The organism is Microbacterium barkeri (genome assembly GCF_027921765.1).
Lineage (GTDB): Bacteria > Actinomycetota > Actinomycetes > Actinomycetales > Microbacteriaceae > Microbacterium > Microbacterium barkeri.
Window position 1 is genome coordinate 58323 of sequence record NZ_BSEJ01000010.1, and the last position, 12962, is coordinate 71284.

The 12962-nt window shown below is 69.6% G+C and carries 19 protein-coding genes; 4 read left to right on the plus strand and 15 right to left on the minus strand.

Going from position 1 to position 12962, the window contains the following annotated elements; genetic code table 11:
- Positions 1 to 56 precede the first annotated feature (56 nt).
- The 6 genes from PKE79_RS11025 to PKE79_RS11050 all read right to left on the minus strand — a co-directional run bounded on the left by PKE79_RS11025 (position 57) and on the right by PKE79_RS11050 (position 2622).
- Entirely contained in the window at positions 57 to 563 is a 507-nt protein-coding gene (locus PKE79_RS11025) for a hypothetical protein (RefSeq protein ID WP_271173742.1), read from the minus strand.
- On the minus strand, positions 560 to 898 hold the full coding sequence (locus PKE79_RS11030) for a hypothetical protein (RefSeq protein ID WP_271173743.1): 339 nt from the start codon (positions 896 to 898) through the stop codon (positions 560 to 562). The genes PKE79_RS11025 and PKE79_RS11030 overlap by 4 nt, the downstream gene beginning before the upstream one ends.
- 73 nt (positions 899 to 971) lie before the next feature.
- Entirely contained in the window at positions 972 to 1262 is a 291-nt protein-coding gene (locus PKE79_RS11035) for a hypothetical protein (protein WP_271173744.1), read from the minus strand.
- A 9-nt stretch (positions 1263 to 1271) separates the two neighbouring features.
- Positions 1272 to 1628: a hypothetical protein gene (locus tag PKE79_RS11040; protein WP_271173745.1), complete on the minus strand. Its 357-nt coding sequence runs from the start codon at positions 1626 to 1628 to the stop codon at positions 1272 to 1274.
- 38 nt (positions 1629 to 1666) lie between these two features.
- On the minus strand, positions 1667 to 2020 hold the full coding sequence (locus tag PKE79_RS11045) for a hypothetical protein (protein WP_271173746.1): 354 nt from the start codon (positions 2018 to 2020) through the stop codon (positions 1667 to 1669).
- 296 nt (positions 2021 to 2316) lie between these two features.
- Positions 2317 to 2622 carry a hypothetical protein gene (locus PKE79_RS11050; protein WP_271173747.1) on the minus strand — a complete coding sequence of 102 codons (306 nt, stop codon included), beginning with the start codon at positions 2620 to 2622 and terminating at the stop codon, positions 2317 to 2319.
- 231 nt (positions 2623 to 2853) lie between these two features.
- Here PKE79_RS11050 and PKE79_RS11055 point away from each other — a divergent pair, with 231 nt between their 5' ends.
- The gene (locus PKE79_RS11055) at positions 2854 to 3417 is read left to right on the plus strand and encodes a TetR/AcrR family transcriptional regulator (protein ID WP_255266236.1); all 564 of its coding nucleotides are present in this window, start codon (positions 2854 to 2856) and stop codon (positions 3415 to 3417) included.
- Complete coding sequence (locus tag PKE79_RS11060) at positions 3414 to 3998, plus strand: hypothetical protein (protein WP_016697626.1); 585 nt, start codon at positions 3414 to 3416, stop codon at positions 3996 to 3998. The genes PKE79_RS11055 and PKE79_RS11060 overlap by 4 nt, the downstream gene beginning before the upstream one ends.
- Positions 3999 to 4094: 96 nt before the next feature.
- On the opposite strand, the gene PKE79_RS11065 is transcribed toward PKE79_RS11060, so the two are convergent.
- Genes PKE79_RS11065 through ychF form a run of 4 tightly spaced genes read right to left on the minus strand, consistent with a single transcriptional unit; the run spans position 4095 to position 6284 of the window.
- Positions 4095 to 4610, minus strand: a complete 516-nt coding sequence (locus tag PKE79_RS11065) for a GNAT family N-acetyltransferase (RefSeq protein ID WP_271173748.1) — start codon at positions 4608 to 4610, stop codon at positions 4095 to 4097.
- Positions 4607 to 4909: a HigA family addiction module antitoxin gene (locus PKE79_RS11070; RefSeq protein WP_271173749.1), complete on the minus strand. Its 303-nt coding sequence runs from the start codon at positions 4907 to 4909 to the stop codon at positions 4607 to 4609. The genes PKE79_RS11065 and PKE79_RS11070 overlap by 4 nt, the downstream gene beginning before the upstream one ends.
- Entirely contained in the window at positions 4896 to 5177 is a 282-nt protein-coding gene (locus tag PKE79_RS11075) for a type II toxin-antitoxin system RelE/ParE family toxin (RefSeq protein ID WP_271173750.1), read from the minus strand. Before PKE79_RS11075 ends, PKE79_RS11070 begins: the two co-directional genes overlap by 14 nt.
- 33 nt (positions 5178 to 5210) lie before the next feature.
- Positions 5211 to 6284 carry a redox-regulated ATPase YchF gene (gene ychF, locus PKE79_RS11080; protein WP_271173751.1) on the minus strand — a complete coding sequence of 358 codons (1074 nt, stop codon included), beginning with the start codon at positions 6282 to 6284 and terminating at the stop codon, positions 5211 to 5213.
- Between the two features lie 111 nt (positions 6285 to 6395).
- On the opposite strand from ychF, the gene PKE79_RS11085 reads away from it, so the two are divergent.
- On the plus strand, positions 6396 to 7472 hold the full coding sequence (locus PKE79_RS11085) for an FUSC family protein (protein ID WP_271173752.1): 1077 nt from the start codon (positions 6396 to 6398) through the stop codon (positions 7470 to 7472).
- Here PKE79_RS11085 and PKE79_RS11090 read toward each other — a convergent pair.
- The 3 genes from PKE79_RS11090 to PKE79_RS11100 are packed head-to-tail and all read right to left on the minus strand — an operon-like array spanning position 7462 to position 10819.
- Complete coding sequence (locus tag PKE79_RS11090; RefSeq protein WP_271173753.1) at positions 7462 to 9354, minus strand: YhgE/Pip domain-containing protein; 1893 nt, start codon at positions 9352 to 9354, stop codon at positions 7462 to 7464. The genes PKE79_RS11085 and PKE79_RS11090 overlap by 11 nt on opposite strands.
- Entirely contained in the window at positions 9351 to 10202 is an 852-nt protein-coding gene (locus tag PKE79_RS11095; RefSeq protein WP_271173754.1) for a hypothetical protein, read from the minus strand. Before PKE79_RS11095 ends, PKE79_RS11090 begins: the two co-directional genes overlap by 4 nt.
- On the minus strand, positions 10199 to 10819 hold the full coding sequence (locus PKE79_RS11100; RefSeq protein WP_271173755.1) for a TetR/AcrR family transcriptional regulator: 621 nt from the start codon (positions 10817 to 10819) through the stop codon (positions 10199 to 10201). The genes PKE79_RS11095 and PKE79_RS11100 overlap by 4 nt, the downstream gene beginning before the upstream one ends.
- A gap of 104 nt (positions 10820 to 10923) precedes the next feature.
- Between PKE79_RS11100 and PKE79_RS11105 the strand changes: the two genes are divergently transcribed.
- On the plus strand, positions 10924 to 11508 hold the full coding sequence (locus PKE79_RS11105) for a 3'-5' exonuclease (protein WP_271173756.1): 585 nt from the start codon (positions 10924 to 10926) through the stop codon (positions 11506 to 11508).
- A 30-nt stretch (positions 11509 to 11538) separates the two neighbouring features.
- Here the strand turns inward: PKE79_RS11105 and PKE79_RS11110 are convergent, their stop codons facing one another.
- On the minus strand, positions 11539 to 11760 hold the full coding sequence (locus tag PKE79_RS11110) for a UDP-N-acetylmuramyl pentapeptide phosphotransferase (RefSeq protein ID WP_271173757.1): 222 nt from the start codon (positions 11758 to 11760) through the stop codon (positions 11539 to 11541).
- Between the two features lie 120 nt (positions 11761 to 11880).
- Positions 11881 to 12885 carry a class II fructose-bisphosphatase gene (glpX, locus tag PKE79_RS11115; protein WP_271173758.1) on the minus strand — a complete coding sequence of 335 codons (1005 nt, stop codon included), beginning with the start codon at positions 12883 to 12885 and terminating at the stop codon, positions 11881 to 11883.
- Positions 12886 to 12962: the final 77 nt, after the last annotated feature.

Here is a 12962-nt window from a genome sequence, read left to right on the forward strand (position 1 = left end):
CCAGACGCCGCGGTGCGCCGTCACGATGCTCCGTCATTGCGGATCCGGCGCCCCCTTCACACCAGGCGGTAGATGCCGTCGAGCAGGCCGCCCGATTCCGGGTGAGCCATCGCCTGCGCGATCTCCTCGATCGATGCGTCCATCACCCGCGCGAGTCGCATCGGGCCGCTCGCCGCACCGCCGTCGAAGACCGCCCACGATCCGTGCTCGTCGGCCGGCCACCTCAGATCACTCGAGCTGCACTCGAACCGCGGATCCAGCCGCGCCGACTGCCAATCCGGGTCGTACCGAACGTTGGATGCGGACGGCGCCACTGCGAGCGTCAGCGCCCGGACGATCGGATCGAACGCGTCCGAGCGGACTTCGAACTCGACCGCACCCCGCTCGAACTCCCGCAGGCGATACGTGCCGTCTTCGGCGCGATCGGCGACGAACAGGTTCCCGGGGACGAACCTCAGCAGCTCACCCTCACGAGGAGTGTTCGCCTTGGCACCCGTCGCAGCCGCGATCCGCCGCGCCACCACCTCGGCGTCCTCGGCGCGATAGATCTCGCCCACGGTCACCAGCCCTCACAGCCCTGGCACGCAGCGCCGAGCTCGTTGAATCCCGTTCCGGGTGCCGTGAACAGCCGCCACGACTCCGCCCCATCACCGGCCTGCAGCGCGTCCATCATGCTCCGCAGCGTCTGCGAAGCCGTCGCGTGCCACGACAGATACCGCGGCGACTCGATCCCCGCGGTCCCCTCCGCCAGCACCGCCGACACCTGATTGATCGCCGCCATCGCCCGCGGAACCGCCTTGGGATCCATCACCTCCTGGATCCCCGACAACGTCAGATCCGTCACCGGCTGCCGCAGCGCATCACACCGCGCCATCAGGGCAGGCTCCACCATCTCCATCAAATCACTCCTCCAGGCATCCTCGATCAGCGACTCTCCGCACCCGTGCGCCGCACGGCAGCTCCCCGAGCGCTCACGCCTCCGTGGCGCGCACCGGAGTCATCTTCATGATCCGCTTGTGCGCCGCGTTGCGGAGTTCGACCGTGATCTCGCCGGTCTGCTTGTCGACGAACAGCGCCTGGTTGTCGCGGCGAATATACGCGTCACGCCATTCGACGAGCGCCTCACGCGCACCCCAGGTCGGCAAGTAGGCGGCATCGTCTTCGAGCCCCTCTGGCGCGATGTAGAGCGTCCCGGCCATGGCGGGCGGATGTTCCTCCAGGTACGCGCGAAGCGCCTCGCGCGCCTCATCGAACGTCAGCATGAAGCGTCCTCACTGTCCACCGGATCCTGGTCCGCGTTCGACGATACCTGCGATGCGCTCCTGCTCCTCTTCCGTCAGCATCAGCCCGCCGACGCCGATCCGGTTCAGGCCGGGCCGGTTGGTGCTGGCATCCGCGAGCTCTTGGAGGAACTGCATCCGCCCACGCTCGAGCGCCTCATTCTGGTCGGTGACGACGTCGGCCCAGGATTTGTGCGTGGCCGGCAGCTCCGGGCCGAAGTGCATGCCGTCGAGGTAGCTCGACACATCCGCATCGGCGACCTGGCCGCCGACGAGACGCACGCCGTTCTCGGTCTTGACGACCGAGAAGATGTGCGCGCCGCCGTTCTTCCACGCGCCGTAGAGCATGGCTCGCCCCACCGACAGCGGTGGTGCGCCCACCCTTCTCAGGCGGAGTCACGGAGCGAGGTGACAAGCTCCGCGGGGAGGGCAAAGACCTTCTCGAGCAACGGGAGAAGGTTCCGGACTGCCTCGAGGTGTTGCTCTTCGGTCAGATCGTCGATTGCCGGAGGCGCGTCGCCAGTCCAGCCGATCGCTTCCGCCACGATCGTCAGGGACCAGGAGTCCCACCTGAGCCGCCCCTCGGATCGCAGCTGCTCCCGGAACTGACCGAGCACGCCCACGGGCTGAAACGCATTGCGATCGCGCGCGAGCTCGTCGCGAACGTACAACATCGCCGTTTCGAAACCGAGCAGGAACGTGTGCACTCGCTCGAACGTGACGGGCTGCCCGATGTACATTCCGGATCGCTTCACGAATGCCTCGGCGATCGAGTAGACCGGCAACTCGGCCGGCCCGTTAGGCCGTGTTGCTAAATGTGGGTGTGGAGCCTTCAGGTGATTCTTGAGTCGTGTCGCGAGATGTCATCACGGACGAGGTCTGGGAGCTGATCCGGGACGTGTTCCCGCCGGCGAGGACACGGGGTGACGGCGCTCAGCGAATCTCCTCAGAGTTGCTCATCGAAACTCCCCAGGTCGCGGGGTTCAGACCAACCTCTGGCAGACGGGCGCAGCGAACCGCTTCAACCTCTTGGTTGTCAGGCGCGCCAGAGCACCGCGTCTTCCACTCCATCCGTGGCGAGCAGCGCTGGGAGGTCGGGCACCCGCAATGGGCGATGTATCGGCGGATGGTCCACCACCGAGTCCCAGCTCGGGCTCCCTTCGGGGATCTCGAGGAAGTCACCGTTCATGAGTTCGACGATGATCTGCAGATAGGACTCGGCAACGGTGAGACCGCCGACCGTCACGCCCGGTTCGCGTGCCAGCACAACAGACCGGACGTCCGACCACGGCGTGAGGATTCCGAACGTCACGATGCCCTCGGCGATGATCCTGTACTCCATCCGGAGACCGTCCCTCCGCTCGTTTTCGCCCACTCGACAGTACGACGTGAAATCCTCACCCCGCGACGGCCTATGGGCTGGAGGTGGGCCGCCCCTTGCTCACAAATTGAATCTCCACTCCACCGAGTTCCGGCACGGACGAACATCTGGCACACCTGCCTCGCAATCCGATACACTCGTATCGATTAGGAGGTGCCAGTGAGCCGAGGTGTGGGGCGGGACCACGAGACAGTGCGCGGCGCTATCGCTGCCGCAGCGTGCGTACTGGTGGCGGAGGAAGGTGCCGGCGCGTTGACGGTGCGACGAGTTGCTGCCGCTGCTGGGGTCTCGCCCGGCCGGGTTCAGCACTACTTCCCCGACCGCACTGCTCTGATGCTCGCGGCCTTCGACTCGGTACAGCACGCCGTTGCCGCAGAGGTGGCCACGGCCGTCGGGGAAGCCGCCGCGCCGGAACAGGTGTTGACCGCCGTCCTGCGCGCGATGATTCCCACCGACGACACAGCGATGCGACGACTGCGGGTGGTGGCGCAGTTCGAGTCGCTGGCGCTCACGGAGGACATCCTGGCGACGAGGATCCGCGAGGGGCACGCCGAACTTCTCGCCTTCCTCGAACGCCTCCTGGAATCCAGCAGGATCCGCCTCGACTCGAACAACACCGAAGGCACTCTTCAGGGACTCCTTGCTACGGCCGAAGGGCTCAGCGGGCAGGTTCTCCTCGGCCAGTCCTCGCCCGATCGGGCGCTCGCGCTGCTGCAGACATCCATCGACGACATGTTTCGAGGAGTCGCATCGTGACCACGCAATCATCAACGACGCTGAGGCCCCTCCGGTGGGGAGCCGGCCTCATCCGGGGGAGATTCGAGGTGCACCGGAACGGACATCACTACGTCGTCGACTCCGGGTACCTCGATCTCGATGAGCGCATCTCCCTGTACCGCGACGGTCGCCTCGTCGACACAACGCGACGCAAGGCCTCCTTCGCCATCGAAGACGGCGCGCACATCGAGGCAGCTGTCGCAAAGCTCGGGATGAAGTACGTACGCATCCGCGAGGCGAAGGCACGGGAGACCCAGCCGCTGACCCCTGCTGCGGGCACCGCCGAGGCTTGGCGAGCGAACCTCGACCGCCAGCACCCCGCAACCAGTCGAGCAGTCGGAATCGTCGCCACCCTCATCGTCGTGGGGGTGCTTCTGCTCGAGCTTCCTCAGCTGATCAACCTCGTCGGTCTGCTGACGTCGTACGTCGGGCTCCCAGTATTCGAGATCCCGGCGATCCGCCTCGCGGGTTGGCAGAACCTCCTCGTCATCATCGCCGGAGGCCTCGCGGCGATCGAACGAGGGCTGAGCATGAGATACAACCCACTCTTGGACGACTGAACCCCCGCTGGTCAACGCGATAGGCAGCCAATCGCCTCACACATTGAAGCGGAACTCCACCGAGTTCCGGTACAGACCAACCTCTGGGTCAAGAGCTCACCCATGCCTCAGCAGCACTCCCTCACCGCCGGTGAACTCGATGCCCGCGTAGTTCGCCGACCGCCCCACCTCGACGAATCCCAGCTTCAGGTGCAGATCGATCGAGGCGAGGTTCCGGGCGTTGATCACGCTGAAGACCGACTCGCCAGGCGCTCTCTCCGTCGCGGCTCGGAGCACCTCGCCCAGCAGCCGGGCAGCGACACCCTCTCGGCGCGCCTCAGGCACGACCGTCAGCCCTGCGATCAGCCACTCCGGATCAGAGCCGGGGTGAAGTGCGAACTTCTGCACGCCGCACCAGCCGACTGCATCTCCATCCCGCTCAGCGATGAGCAGGACATCCAGCCGCTCGATCATCCTCCGCGCGCGATCGACGTGTTCGTCGACGGTTCCGCCACGCACTGCCATGACTGTGGCGAGCGCGCCAGCGTCCGCCGGGTCGGCCAACCTGGTGCTGACCGTCCCGTTGGCCACCGACGGATTCACGCTGGGCGCGTAGGCGGCGAAGTCGCTCACGTGACCTGCAGCGGCGTGATCGACTCGATCTGCTCCCCCGCAGCATCCTCTGCCCGGTCAAGCTCGTAGTGGCTCTGCAGGTTGATCCAGAACTCAGCCGACGTGCCGAAGTACTTCGCCAGCCGCAATGCGGTGTCCGCGGTGATCCCCCGCTTGCCGTGCACGATCTCATTGATCCGACGCGGCGGCACCCCGATCGACACCGCGAGCTTGTTCTGAGTGATCCCGAACCCCTCGATGAAGTCCTCCATGAGGACCTCTCCCGGGTGGATCGGCTCGATCTTGTCAGTGATAGTCAACGATCTCCACCTCCTCTGGCCCAGCATCCGTCCACACGAAGCTGATTCGCCACTGGTCGTTGATCCTGATGCTGTACTGCCCGGCCCGATCACCCTTCAGTGCTTCGAGCCGGTTGCCGGGCGGGACGCGGAGGTCTTCGAGCACCTCCGCCGACCCCACCTGGCGCAGCTTGCGCAGAGCAACCCGATGGATCCTGGGATCGATGGACCGCACGCGCTCACGACGCCACAGGCGCTCGGTGTCCTTACTCCCGAACGACCTGATCACGAGACCAGTGTATAACGCGAAGCGTCAATAACGCTATACGTTAAATCGAAACTCGACCACGTCGCCGTCCTGCATGACGTAGTCCTTGCCCTCGATCCGCACGCGGCCCTTCGCCTTGGCCTCGTTCATCGACCCGGCCTCGTCGAGGTCGGCGAACGAGACGACCTCGGCCTTGATGAAGCCGCGCTCGAAGTCGGTGTGGATGACCCCGGCGGCCTGCGGTGCCGTCCACCCCTTGCGGATGGTCCACGCGCGCGCCTCCTTGGGCCCCGCGGTGAGGTAGGTCTGCAGCCCGAGCGTCTCGAAGCCGACGCGCGCGAGCTGGTCGAGCCCCGACTCCTCCTGGCCGAGCGACTGGAGCAGCTCGAGTGCCTCGGCCGGCTCGAGGTCGATGAGCTCCGACTCGACCTTCGCGTCGAGGAACACGGCTTTGGCGGGCGCGACGAGCGCCGCGAGCTCCGCCATCCGCGCGGCGTCGGTGAGGACGCCCTCGTCGACGTTGAACACGAACAGCGTCGGCTTGGCCGTCAGCAGGCCGAGCTCCTTGATCGGCGCGACGTCGAAGCCGGCCTGGAACAGCGTCTTGCCCGTGTCGAGCACGGCCTTCGCCTCGAGGGCCGCGGCGTGCACGGCCGGGTCGGTCTTCTTCCCCTTGACCTCCTTCTCGAGACGCGGCAGCGCCTTCTCGAGGGTCTGGAGGTCGGCGAGGATGAGCTCGGTGTTGATCGTCTCCATGTCGCTCGCCGGATCGACCTTGCCGTCGACATGCACGACATCCGTGTCGGCGAACCCGCGCACGACCTGCGCGATCGCGTCGGCCTCGCGGATGTTCGCGAGGAACTGATTGCCGAGGCCCTCGCCCTCGCTCGCCCCGCGCACGATGCCGGCGATGTCGACGAACGACACCGGCGCCGGGAGGATCCGCTGCGAGCCGAAGATCTCGGCGAGACGATCCAGGCGCGCGTCCGGCAGCTCCACGACGCCGACGTTCGGCTCGATCGTCGCGAACGGGTAGTTCGCCGCGAGCACCGTGTTCTTGGTCAGGGCGTTGAAGAGGGTGGACTTGCCGACGTTGGGCAGGCCGACGATTCCGATAGTGAGAGCCACGGGCATCCATCCTACGGCGCGGCGCCTGCGAGGCCGCCCCGCGGATAGACGACGACCCCGGGCGCTGTCCACCCGTTCCGCGAGCGCATGGCGACCGGTACCGTCTCGATCATGACGTGGCGCTCGCGGTGGGAGGCGCTCAAGCGCCGCAGCCAGGAGCTCGAGGGGCCGGGGCGCGGCCTCCTCGCCGCCAAGACGGCGGTGGCGTGCGGTCTCGCGTGGTACCTCGCCCCCTGGGTGCCCTTCGCCGAGAACGAGTACTCCTACTACGCTCCCCTGGGCGCGCTGGTGAGCATGTATCCCACCCTGATGCGCTCGGTGCGCACGGGCCTGCAGACGCTCGCGGGCGTCGGCATCGGCATCGCGCTCGGCGCCGCGGGGCTCGCTCTCGTGCACGCGGGCGGTCCGGCCGTGGTCGCCCTCGGCGGCGTGGTCGGCGTCGGCGTCCTCGCCGGGGCCACGCGCTTCCTCGGGGCGGGCGGCGACTGGGTCGCGATGGCCGGGATGTTCGTCCTGCTCCTCGGCGGGGCCGACGCCGACCAGTTCTCGATCTCGTACATCGTCACGCTCGCGTTCGGCGTCGTCGTCGGCCTCGCGGTCAACCTCGCGATCGTGCCGCCGCTGCACCTCGGGTATGCCAGCCGGCGCCTCTCACAGCTGAGGGATGCCGCGGCAGGGTCGCTTCGCGATCTCGCGGACCTCCTCGAGCGCGGCACCGGGCCCCGCGAGGAGATCGACACGATCGTGAGCGGGCTCCGTCGCACCGCCTCCGCGGTCGCGGCCGACGTGCTCGATGCCGACGAGAGCGCCCGGGGCAACCCGCGCTCGCGCGGCCACCGTGAGGAGCGCGCCGTCAACGACCGGCGCCGCAGGGCTCTCGAGCACACGGTGTTCTCGATCCGCGACCTCAGCGACGCGCTCTTCCGCTCGGGTGGCGAGGACGACGGCGAGCCCACGGTCGACCGCACGGCGCATGAGCCGCTCGTCACCGCGATCCGCGCGTGCGCCGACCTCGTCGCGGCGCCCCTCGAGTCCGAGGACGCCGACGATCTCGTGTCCGCCGCCGAGGACGCGGTCGCCGGCTACCTCTCGACCGTGCGCGACGCCGGGGCTCCGAGTCCCGAGGCCGCGACGGTCGGGTTCTGCCTCCAGCGCATCCTCGAGAGCGCCCGGCCGATCACCCGATGAGGGATGGCCGGAGGTCGCGCAGCGTGCGGCGTCGCGTCATCCGGAAGGTCACGACGAAGGCCGCGAGCAGAGCGCCGACGAGCCACAGCCCGAGGAATCCCGCGTCCGCCCAGGCGCGCGCGTAGTCCCCTCCGTACATGAGCTGTCGGATGCCGTCGACCGCATGGCTCATCGGCAGCGCCTCGTGCAGCGTCCGAAGCGGCGTCGGCAGCGTCTGATACGGGAACGTCCCGCCCGCCGTGACGAGCTGGAGCACCATGAGCACGAGCCCGAGGAACTGCCCGACGCTCCCCAGCAGCACGTTCAGCGTGAGGATGATCGCCGCGAAGGTCGCGGAGGTGAGGGCCATGAACCCGAGCATCGGCCAGGGCTGCGCCACGGCGTACCCGAGGGCGAACGCGACGACGCAGAACACGACGGCCATCTGCAGGATGCCGAGCGCCGCAGGCGTCGTCCATGCCGCGAGCGTGATGGGCAGGGGTCGCCGCAGCGCCGTGACCGCGCGCTTCGAGTAGGGCTTGACGATGAGGAACAGCGCGTAGATCCCGATCCATGCCGCGAGGCTGATGAAGAAGGGCGCCATTCCCGCACCGTACGACGACGCCTCCGTGATCGCATTCGACGACACGTGCACCGGGTCGGCGATCATCGCGGCGGCTGTCTTCCGCTCGTCCTCTGACTGGTCGGGGATCTGCGTGACGGCGTCGGCGAGTCCGTCACGCAGCTGCACGGCGCCGTCGTCAATCTTGACGAGGCCGTCCGCGAGCGACGACGCGCCGTCGGCGAGCTGCCGCACTCCGGTCGACAGGTCCGACGCGCCGGACTGGGCGCTCGAGATCCCGTCGACCAGCGCGGGCATCCCGTCCGCGAGCTTCTGCGTGCCCTCGGCGACCTGCGCGCTGCCGTCGGCGAGCGCCTGGATGCTGCCCGCGGCATCCTGCACCTGCGCGTTCGCGCTCTCGAGATCCGTCCGCACGGGCGAGACGATTCCGAGCACCGTCTGGATCTGCGTCTCGTCGAGGCCGGCCTCCTGCAGGCGGCCCCGGATGTCCTCCTCCGTCGGGAGGTTCGCCACCGCGTCGCCGATGCGCTGCGCGACCGGCTGAACCATCGCGGAGAGCTGCGCGTTGCCCGCTGCGACCTGGTGTGCGCCGTCGTTGAGCTGGCGCGTCTGGTCGGGCAGGGCCGCGGTCGAGTCGCGCAGCGTCGTCAGGCCGTCCGTGAGCCGCGAGGCGCCGTCGGCCGCCGTGCCGGCGCCATCCGCGAGCGTCGCCGATCCCGTCCGCGCCTCGCCCGTCCCGTCCGCGAGCTCCCGCGCGCCGTCTGCGGCGTCGACGAGGCCCGATCGCACGGTGGCGAGCCCGTCGAGCAGCTTCTGCGCGGCCTCCCGGCCGACCTCCTGCGTGAGGCTCGAGCGCACCTTCTCGCCGACCTGATCCGCGATCGTGCCCGCGAGGTAGCTGTTGGAGTCGTTCGTCGTGACCTCCACGACGGCCTGCTCGGGGTCATCCCCCGCCGCCGAGGTGAGCGCTCGCGAGAAGTCCGGCCCGAACGTCACGATGAAGTCGTACTCCCCCGAGCGGATCCCGTCTGCGGCCTCCTGCGACGTCGTGACGCGCCAGTCCATCTCGGCGTCCTCGACGAGCTGGTCGCGCACCTGATCGCCGTGGTTGACGGTCTCGCCGTCCTGCGTGGCCCCTTCGTCTGCGACGACGAGCGCGACCGGCACCTGATCGAGGTTCCCGTACGGGTCGTCGTTGCCCCAGAGATAGAGGCCGGCGTAGAGCACGGGCACGAGCATGAGCGCCGCGAGCGCGAGCTTCGCCATCGGCGTGGCCGTGAGGCGCTTGAGCTCGGTGCGCACGAGGGTGAGGAAGGTCATCGTTCGGTCTCCTCCGCGTCGGGTCGCGACGCGATCGGGTCGGGGCAGGCGGATGCGGCGGCGGATGGCTCCGCGTCCGCGATGTCGGATGGCGCGGTGTCGTATGGCGCGGACGGAGCCGGGGTCTCCCGCTCGCCCTCGACGGGGACGTCGGTCTCGGAACGCAGGACGGTGACGGGCGGCGCGACCGGCAGCGGCGCGGTCTCGGCCGCAACCGGCTCGCGGACGACGTCGTGGACCTGGGCGTGCGCGTCGCGCTCGAGTGCCATGAGCGCCCCGACGGCCTCGACCGATGCGCCGCCGGCGAGCACGATCACGAGGAGCCCGCGGTCTGCCCACGACCGCGCGACCTCGTACCATCCACATGGGTCGCCGCCGTGGCGGTCGGGCGAGACGATGACGAGCGCCTCGACTCCGCGGCGACGCGCCGCCGTCTCGGTGAGGACGCGCACCCTCACCTCGGCGGGGAGCTCGCCCATGGCGGTGTCGCGGTAGGCGACGAGCCCCTCGTCGGCGAGCATCCGGCGCGCTGCGCGACGCGTGCCGCGCACCCCCGAGAAGGCGAGCTCCTCGCGGAGCACGGTGTGCAGGGCGAGATCGTCGACGGGGGCGCTCACGTCGGGCGCGTCGACGATCGCGACCGCGCGCCGCAGCGCTCGCGCGTCCGCGGCGCCGTCGAGAGCGACCTCGCCCGAGTCGGGCGACATCCGGCCGCCGAGGATGAGCGACAGCACGCTCGGCCGCTGTCCGCCCTCGACGGGGACGACGGCGACCTCGCCCGAGCGGGCGTGGACCGTCGTCTCCGGCAGCACGCTGCCCTTCGAGATGCCCCGCGCCGAGATCCTCATGCCGCGCCCACCGCCATCGCGACGGCCGCGGCGTCGCGCCAGGACAGCCCGGCGACGCCGAGTGCCGTGACCACGACGAGGTGCCGCGCCTCGGCGTCGCCGAGCCCGCGCCGCACGACCTCGTCGAGCACCGCGAGCGCGGAGTCCTCGATGAGCCGTGCCACGATCGCCGGGTCCGCGTCGGAGCGGAAGGCGCCCGACGCGGCACCGCGCGCGACCGCGTCGCGGAGGGACGCGCGGATGGGCTCGAGCCCGCGCGCGGCCGCTCGCTCGAGCGGTCCGCGCACGATCACGCGCGCGACGAGCTTGACGTCCGAGACCTCCTGCCAGAGCGCCATCCCGATCCGGGCGACGTGCGCGGCCGGGTCGGGGTCGCCGACGTCGGCGAGTGCCGAGGCGATCCGCGCGGTGCCCCGCTCGACGAGCTCGCCGAGGAGCGCGTCCCGGGAGGGGAAGTGGCCGTACAGGGCGCGCCGACTCAGACCCGCCTCGGCGGCGACGGCGTCGATCGATGCCTCGGGATCGCGTCGGAGCAGGCGCGCGGCGGCCTCGAGCAGGGCTTCCCTGTTCTCGAGCGCGTCGCGGCGACGGCCACGGGGCGGTGCGGTCTCGTCCATGACCTCCACGGTAGTAATCTGCACATCAGTGTGCAAGTTATTTCGGAGTACTCACAGGCGCGCCGCGGTCCGCGCTCCCAGGAACGGTCGGAGAGACTGGACGGATGCCCCTCGACTTCACCGCGATCGACTTCGAGACCGCGAACTCCCGCCCGGAGTCCGCATGCCAGGTCGGTCTCGCTCGAGTGAGGGGCGGGGAGATCGCCGCTCGCGCCTCGTGGCTGATCCGGCCACCTGCGGGCTTCGACGAGTTCTTCGCCTTCAACTCGACGATCCACGGCATCCACGCCGACGACGTGGTCGGGGCACCCGAATGGGCCGAGCAGTTCGACGATCTGCGCGGCTTCGCGGGTGACGACATCCTCGTCGCGCACAGCGCGAGCTTCGACATGGGCGTGCTCGGTCGCGCGTCGGCGGCCACGGGTGTCGCCTGCCCGCCCTGGCGCTCGCTGTGCAGCCTCCAGCTCGCACGGAAGACGTACGATCTCCCGTCCTACAAGCTGCCGAGCGCGGCGGCCGCGGCCGGCTTCACCGGCTTCGCGCACCACGACGCGGGCGCCGACGCCCTGGCATCCGCGCACATCGTCATCGACGCGGCGCGCCGATTCGGCGTGGACGATATCGAGGCGCTCGCACAGTCGGCGGGCATCGCCATCGCGACGCTGCTCGTCGCCGAGCCGGTGGGCTGAGCCACCCACCCGCCGGGCGATTGGCCGGAGTCAGCCGGGCAGGAAGCTCAGCAGGGCGACGACCGCCGCCGAGGTGACCACGAACGCGCCGATGTGCCACCAGGGGCTCGCCTCCTGGTCCGGCGCGCGGCGAACGCGGAAGAGGACATCGGGGCGACGCGCCGGGTCCTTCGCGGCGGCGACGACTGCCTGCGCGCCCGTCCGGACGTCGGGTTCCCGCACGGTCTGCTGAACGGTCTCGTGCACTGCCATGATCTCGGTCCACCCCTCCCGTGACGCGCTGAGTCCTCCTGCGCCACCTCCATTGTCGCCGAAGTCGGCTGAGAGGCGGTCACAGACACATCACGAACGCGGCGGACCGCGCTCAGGGGATCAGAACCACTTCGACTCGAGGTGGTCCGACGAGATGCGGCGGAGCGTGCCCGAGTGCCCGCGGAGCACGACGCTCTCGGTGTAGACGTAGCCGTCCTTGCGGCGCACGCCCTCGACGAGCGCGCCGTCGGTCACACCCGTCGCGACGAAGATCGTGTTGCTCCCGGCGACGAGGTCATCCGCCTCGTAGACGTGGTCCATCTTCAGGCCCGCGTCGATGCCCTTCTGCGCCTCGTCGTCGTCGCGCGGCCAGAGGCGGCCCTGGATGTGCCCGCCGAGGGCCTTGATCGCGCACGCCGTGACGATGCCCTCCGGGCTGCCGCCGATCCCGACGCACATGTCGGTGCGCGCATCGTGGCGGGCCGCGTTGATGCCGCCCGCGACGTCGCCGTCGCTCATGAGGCGCGTTCCCGCGCCCGTCGCGCGGATGTCCTCGATGAGCTGCTCGTGGCGCGGACGGTTGAGCACCGACACGACCATCTCCTCGACGGGCTTGTCGAGGGCCTTCGCGAGGAGGCGGATGTTCTCGGCGATCGGCAGGCGGATGTCCACGACGCCGACGCCCGCGGGGCCGGTGACGAGCTTGTCCATGTAGAAGACGCTCGACGCGTCGAGCATCGTGCCGCGGTCGGAGAGCGCGATCACGGAGAGCGCGTTGTTGCGCCCGGCCGCCGTCAGCGAGGTGCCGTCGATCGGGTCGACCGCGATGTCGTACGAGCGACCGCGCCCCGTGCCCACGTGCTCGCCGTTGAAGAGCATCGGCGCGTTGTCCTTCTCGCCCTCGCCGATCACGATGACGCCGTCGAAGTCGACGGTCGCGAGGAACGCGCGCATCGCGTCGACCGCCGCGCCGTCGGCGGCCTCCTTCGCGCCGCGGCCGATGAACGGGACCGAGCGGATCGCCGCGGCCTCCGTCGCGCGCACGAGCTCGAGCGCGATGTTGCGGTCGGGGTGGAGCGGGATGAGGTCGTCGGCGCTCGTGATCTCGTGCGTGTCGGCAGTCATGCTGAGAGAGTAGCGGCAGCGGATGGCGCAGATCGGGGTTCTTCGCGCGCTCCAGCTCGAAGGAACTGCGTTTCTTT

What these genes read in the sequence shown, in the direction of transcription:
- PKE79_RS11030 (WP_271173743.1), bottom strand. Translation starts at nt 898, where the DNA reads ATGGAGATGGTGGAGCCTGCCCTGATGGCGCGGTGTGATGCGCTGCGG.
- PKE79_RS11035 (WP_271173744.1), bottom strand. Translation starts at nt 1,262, where the DNA reads ATGCTGACGTTCGATGAGGCGCGCGAGGCGCTTCGCGCGTACCTGGAG.
- PKE79_RS11040 (WP_271173745.1), bottom strand. Translation starts at nt 1,628, where the DNA reads ATGCTCTACGGCGCGTGGAAGAACGGCGGCGCGCACATCTTCTCGGTC.
- PKE79_RS11045 (WP_271173746.1), bottom strand. Translation starts at nt 2,020, where the DNA reads ATGTACATCGGGCAGCCCGTCACGTTCGAGCGAGTGCACACGTTCCTG.
- PKE79_RS11050 (WP_271173747.1), bottom strand. Translation starts at nt 2,622, where the DNA reads ATGGAGTACAGGATCATCGCCGAGGGCATCGTGACGTTCGGAATCCTC.
- PKE79_RS11085 (WP_271173752.1), top strand. Translation starts at nt 6,396, where the DNA reads ATGACGTGGCGCTCGCGGTGGGAGGCGCTCAAGCGCCGCAGCCAGGAG.
- PKE79_RS11090 (WP_271173753.1), bottom strand. Translation starts at nt 9,354, where the DNA reads ATGACCTTCCTCACCCTCGTGCGCACCGAGCTCAAGCGCCTCACGGCC.
- PKE79_RS11095 (WP_271173754.1), bottom strand. Translation starts at nt 10,202, where the DNA reads ATGAGGATCTCGGCGCGGGGCATCTCGAAGGGCAGCGTGCTGCCGGAG.
- PKE79_RS11100 (WP_271173755.1), bottom strand. Translation starts at nt 10,819, where the DNA reads ATGGACGAGACCGCACCGCCCCGTGGCCGTCGCCGCGACGCGCTCGAG.
- PKE79_RS11105 (WP_271173756.1), top strand. Translation starts at nt 10,924, where the DNA reads ATGCCCCTCGACTTCACCGCGATCGACTTCGAGACCGCGAACTCCCGC.
- PKE79_RS11110 (WP_271173757.1), bottom strand. Translation starts at nt 11,760, where the DNA reads ATGGCAGTGCACGAGACCGTTCAGCAGACCGTGCGGGAACCCGACGTC.
- glpX (WP_271173758.1), bottom strand. Translation starts at nt 12,885, where the DNA reads ATGACTGCCGACACGCACGAGATCACGAGCGCCGACGACCTCATCCCG.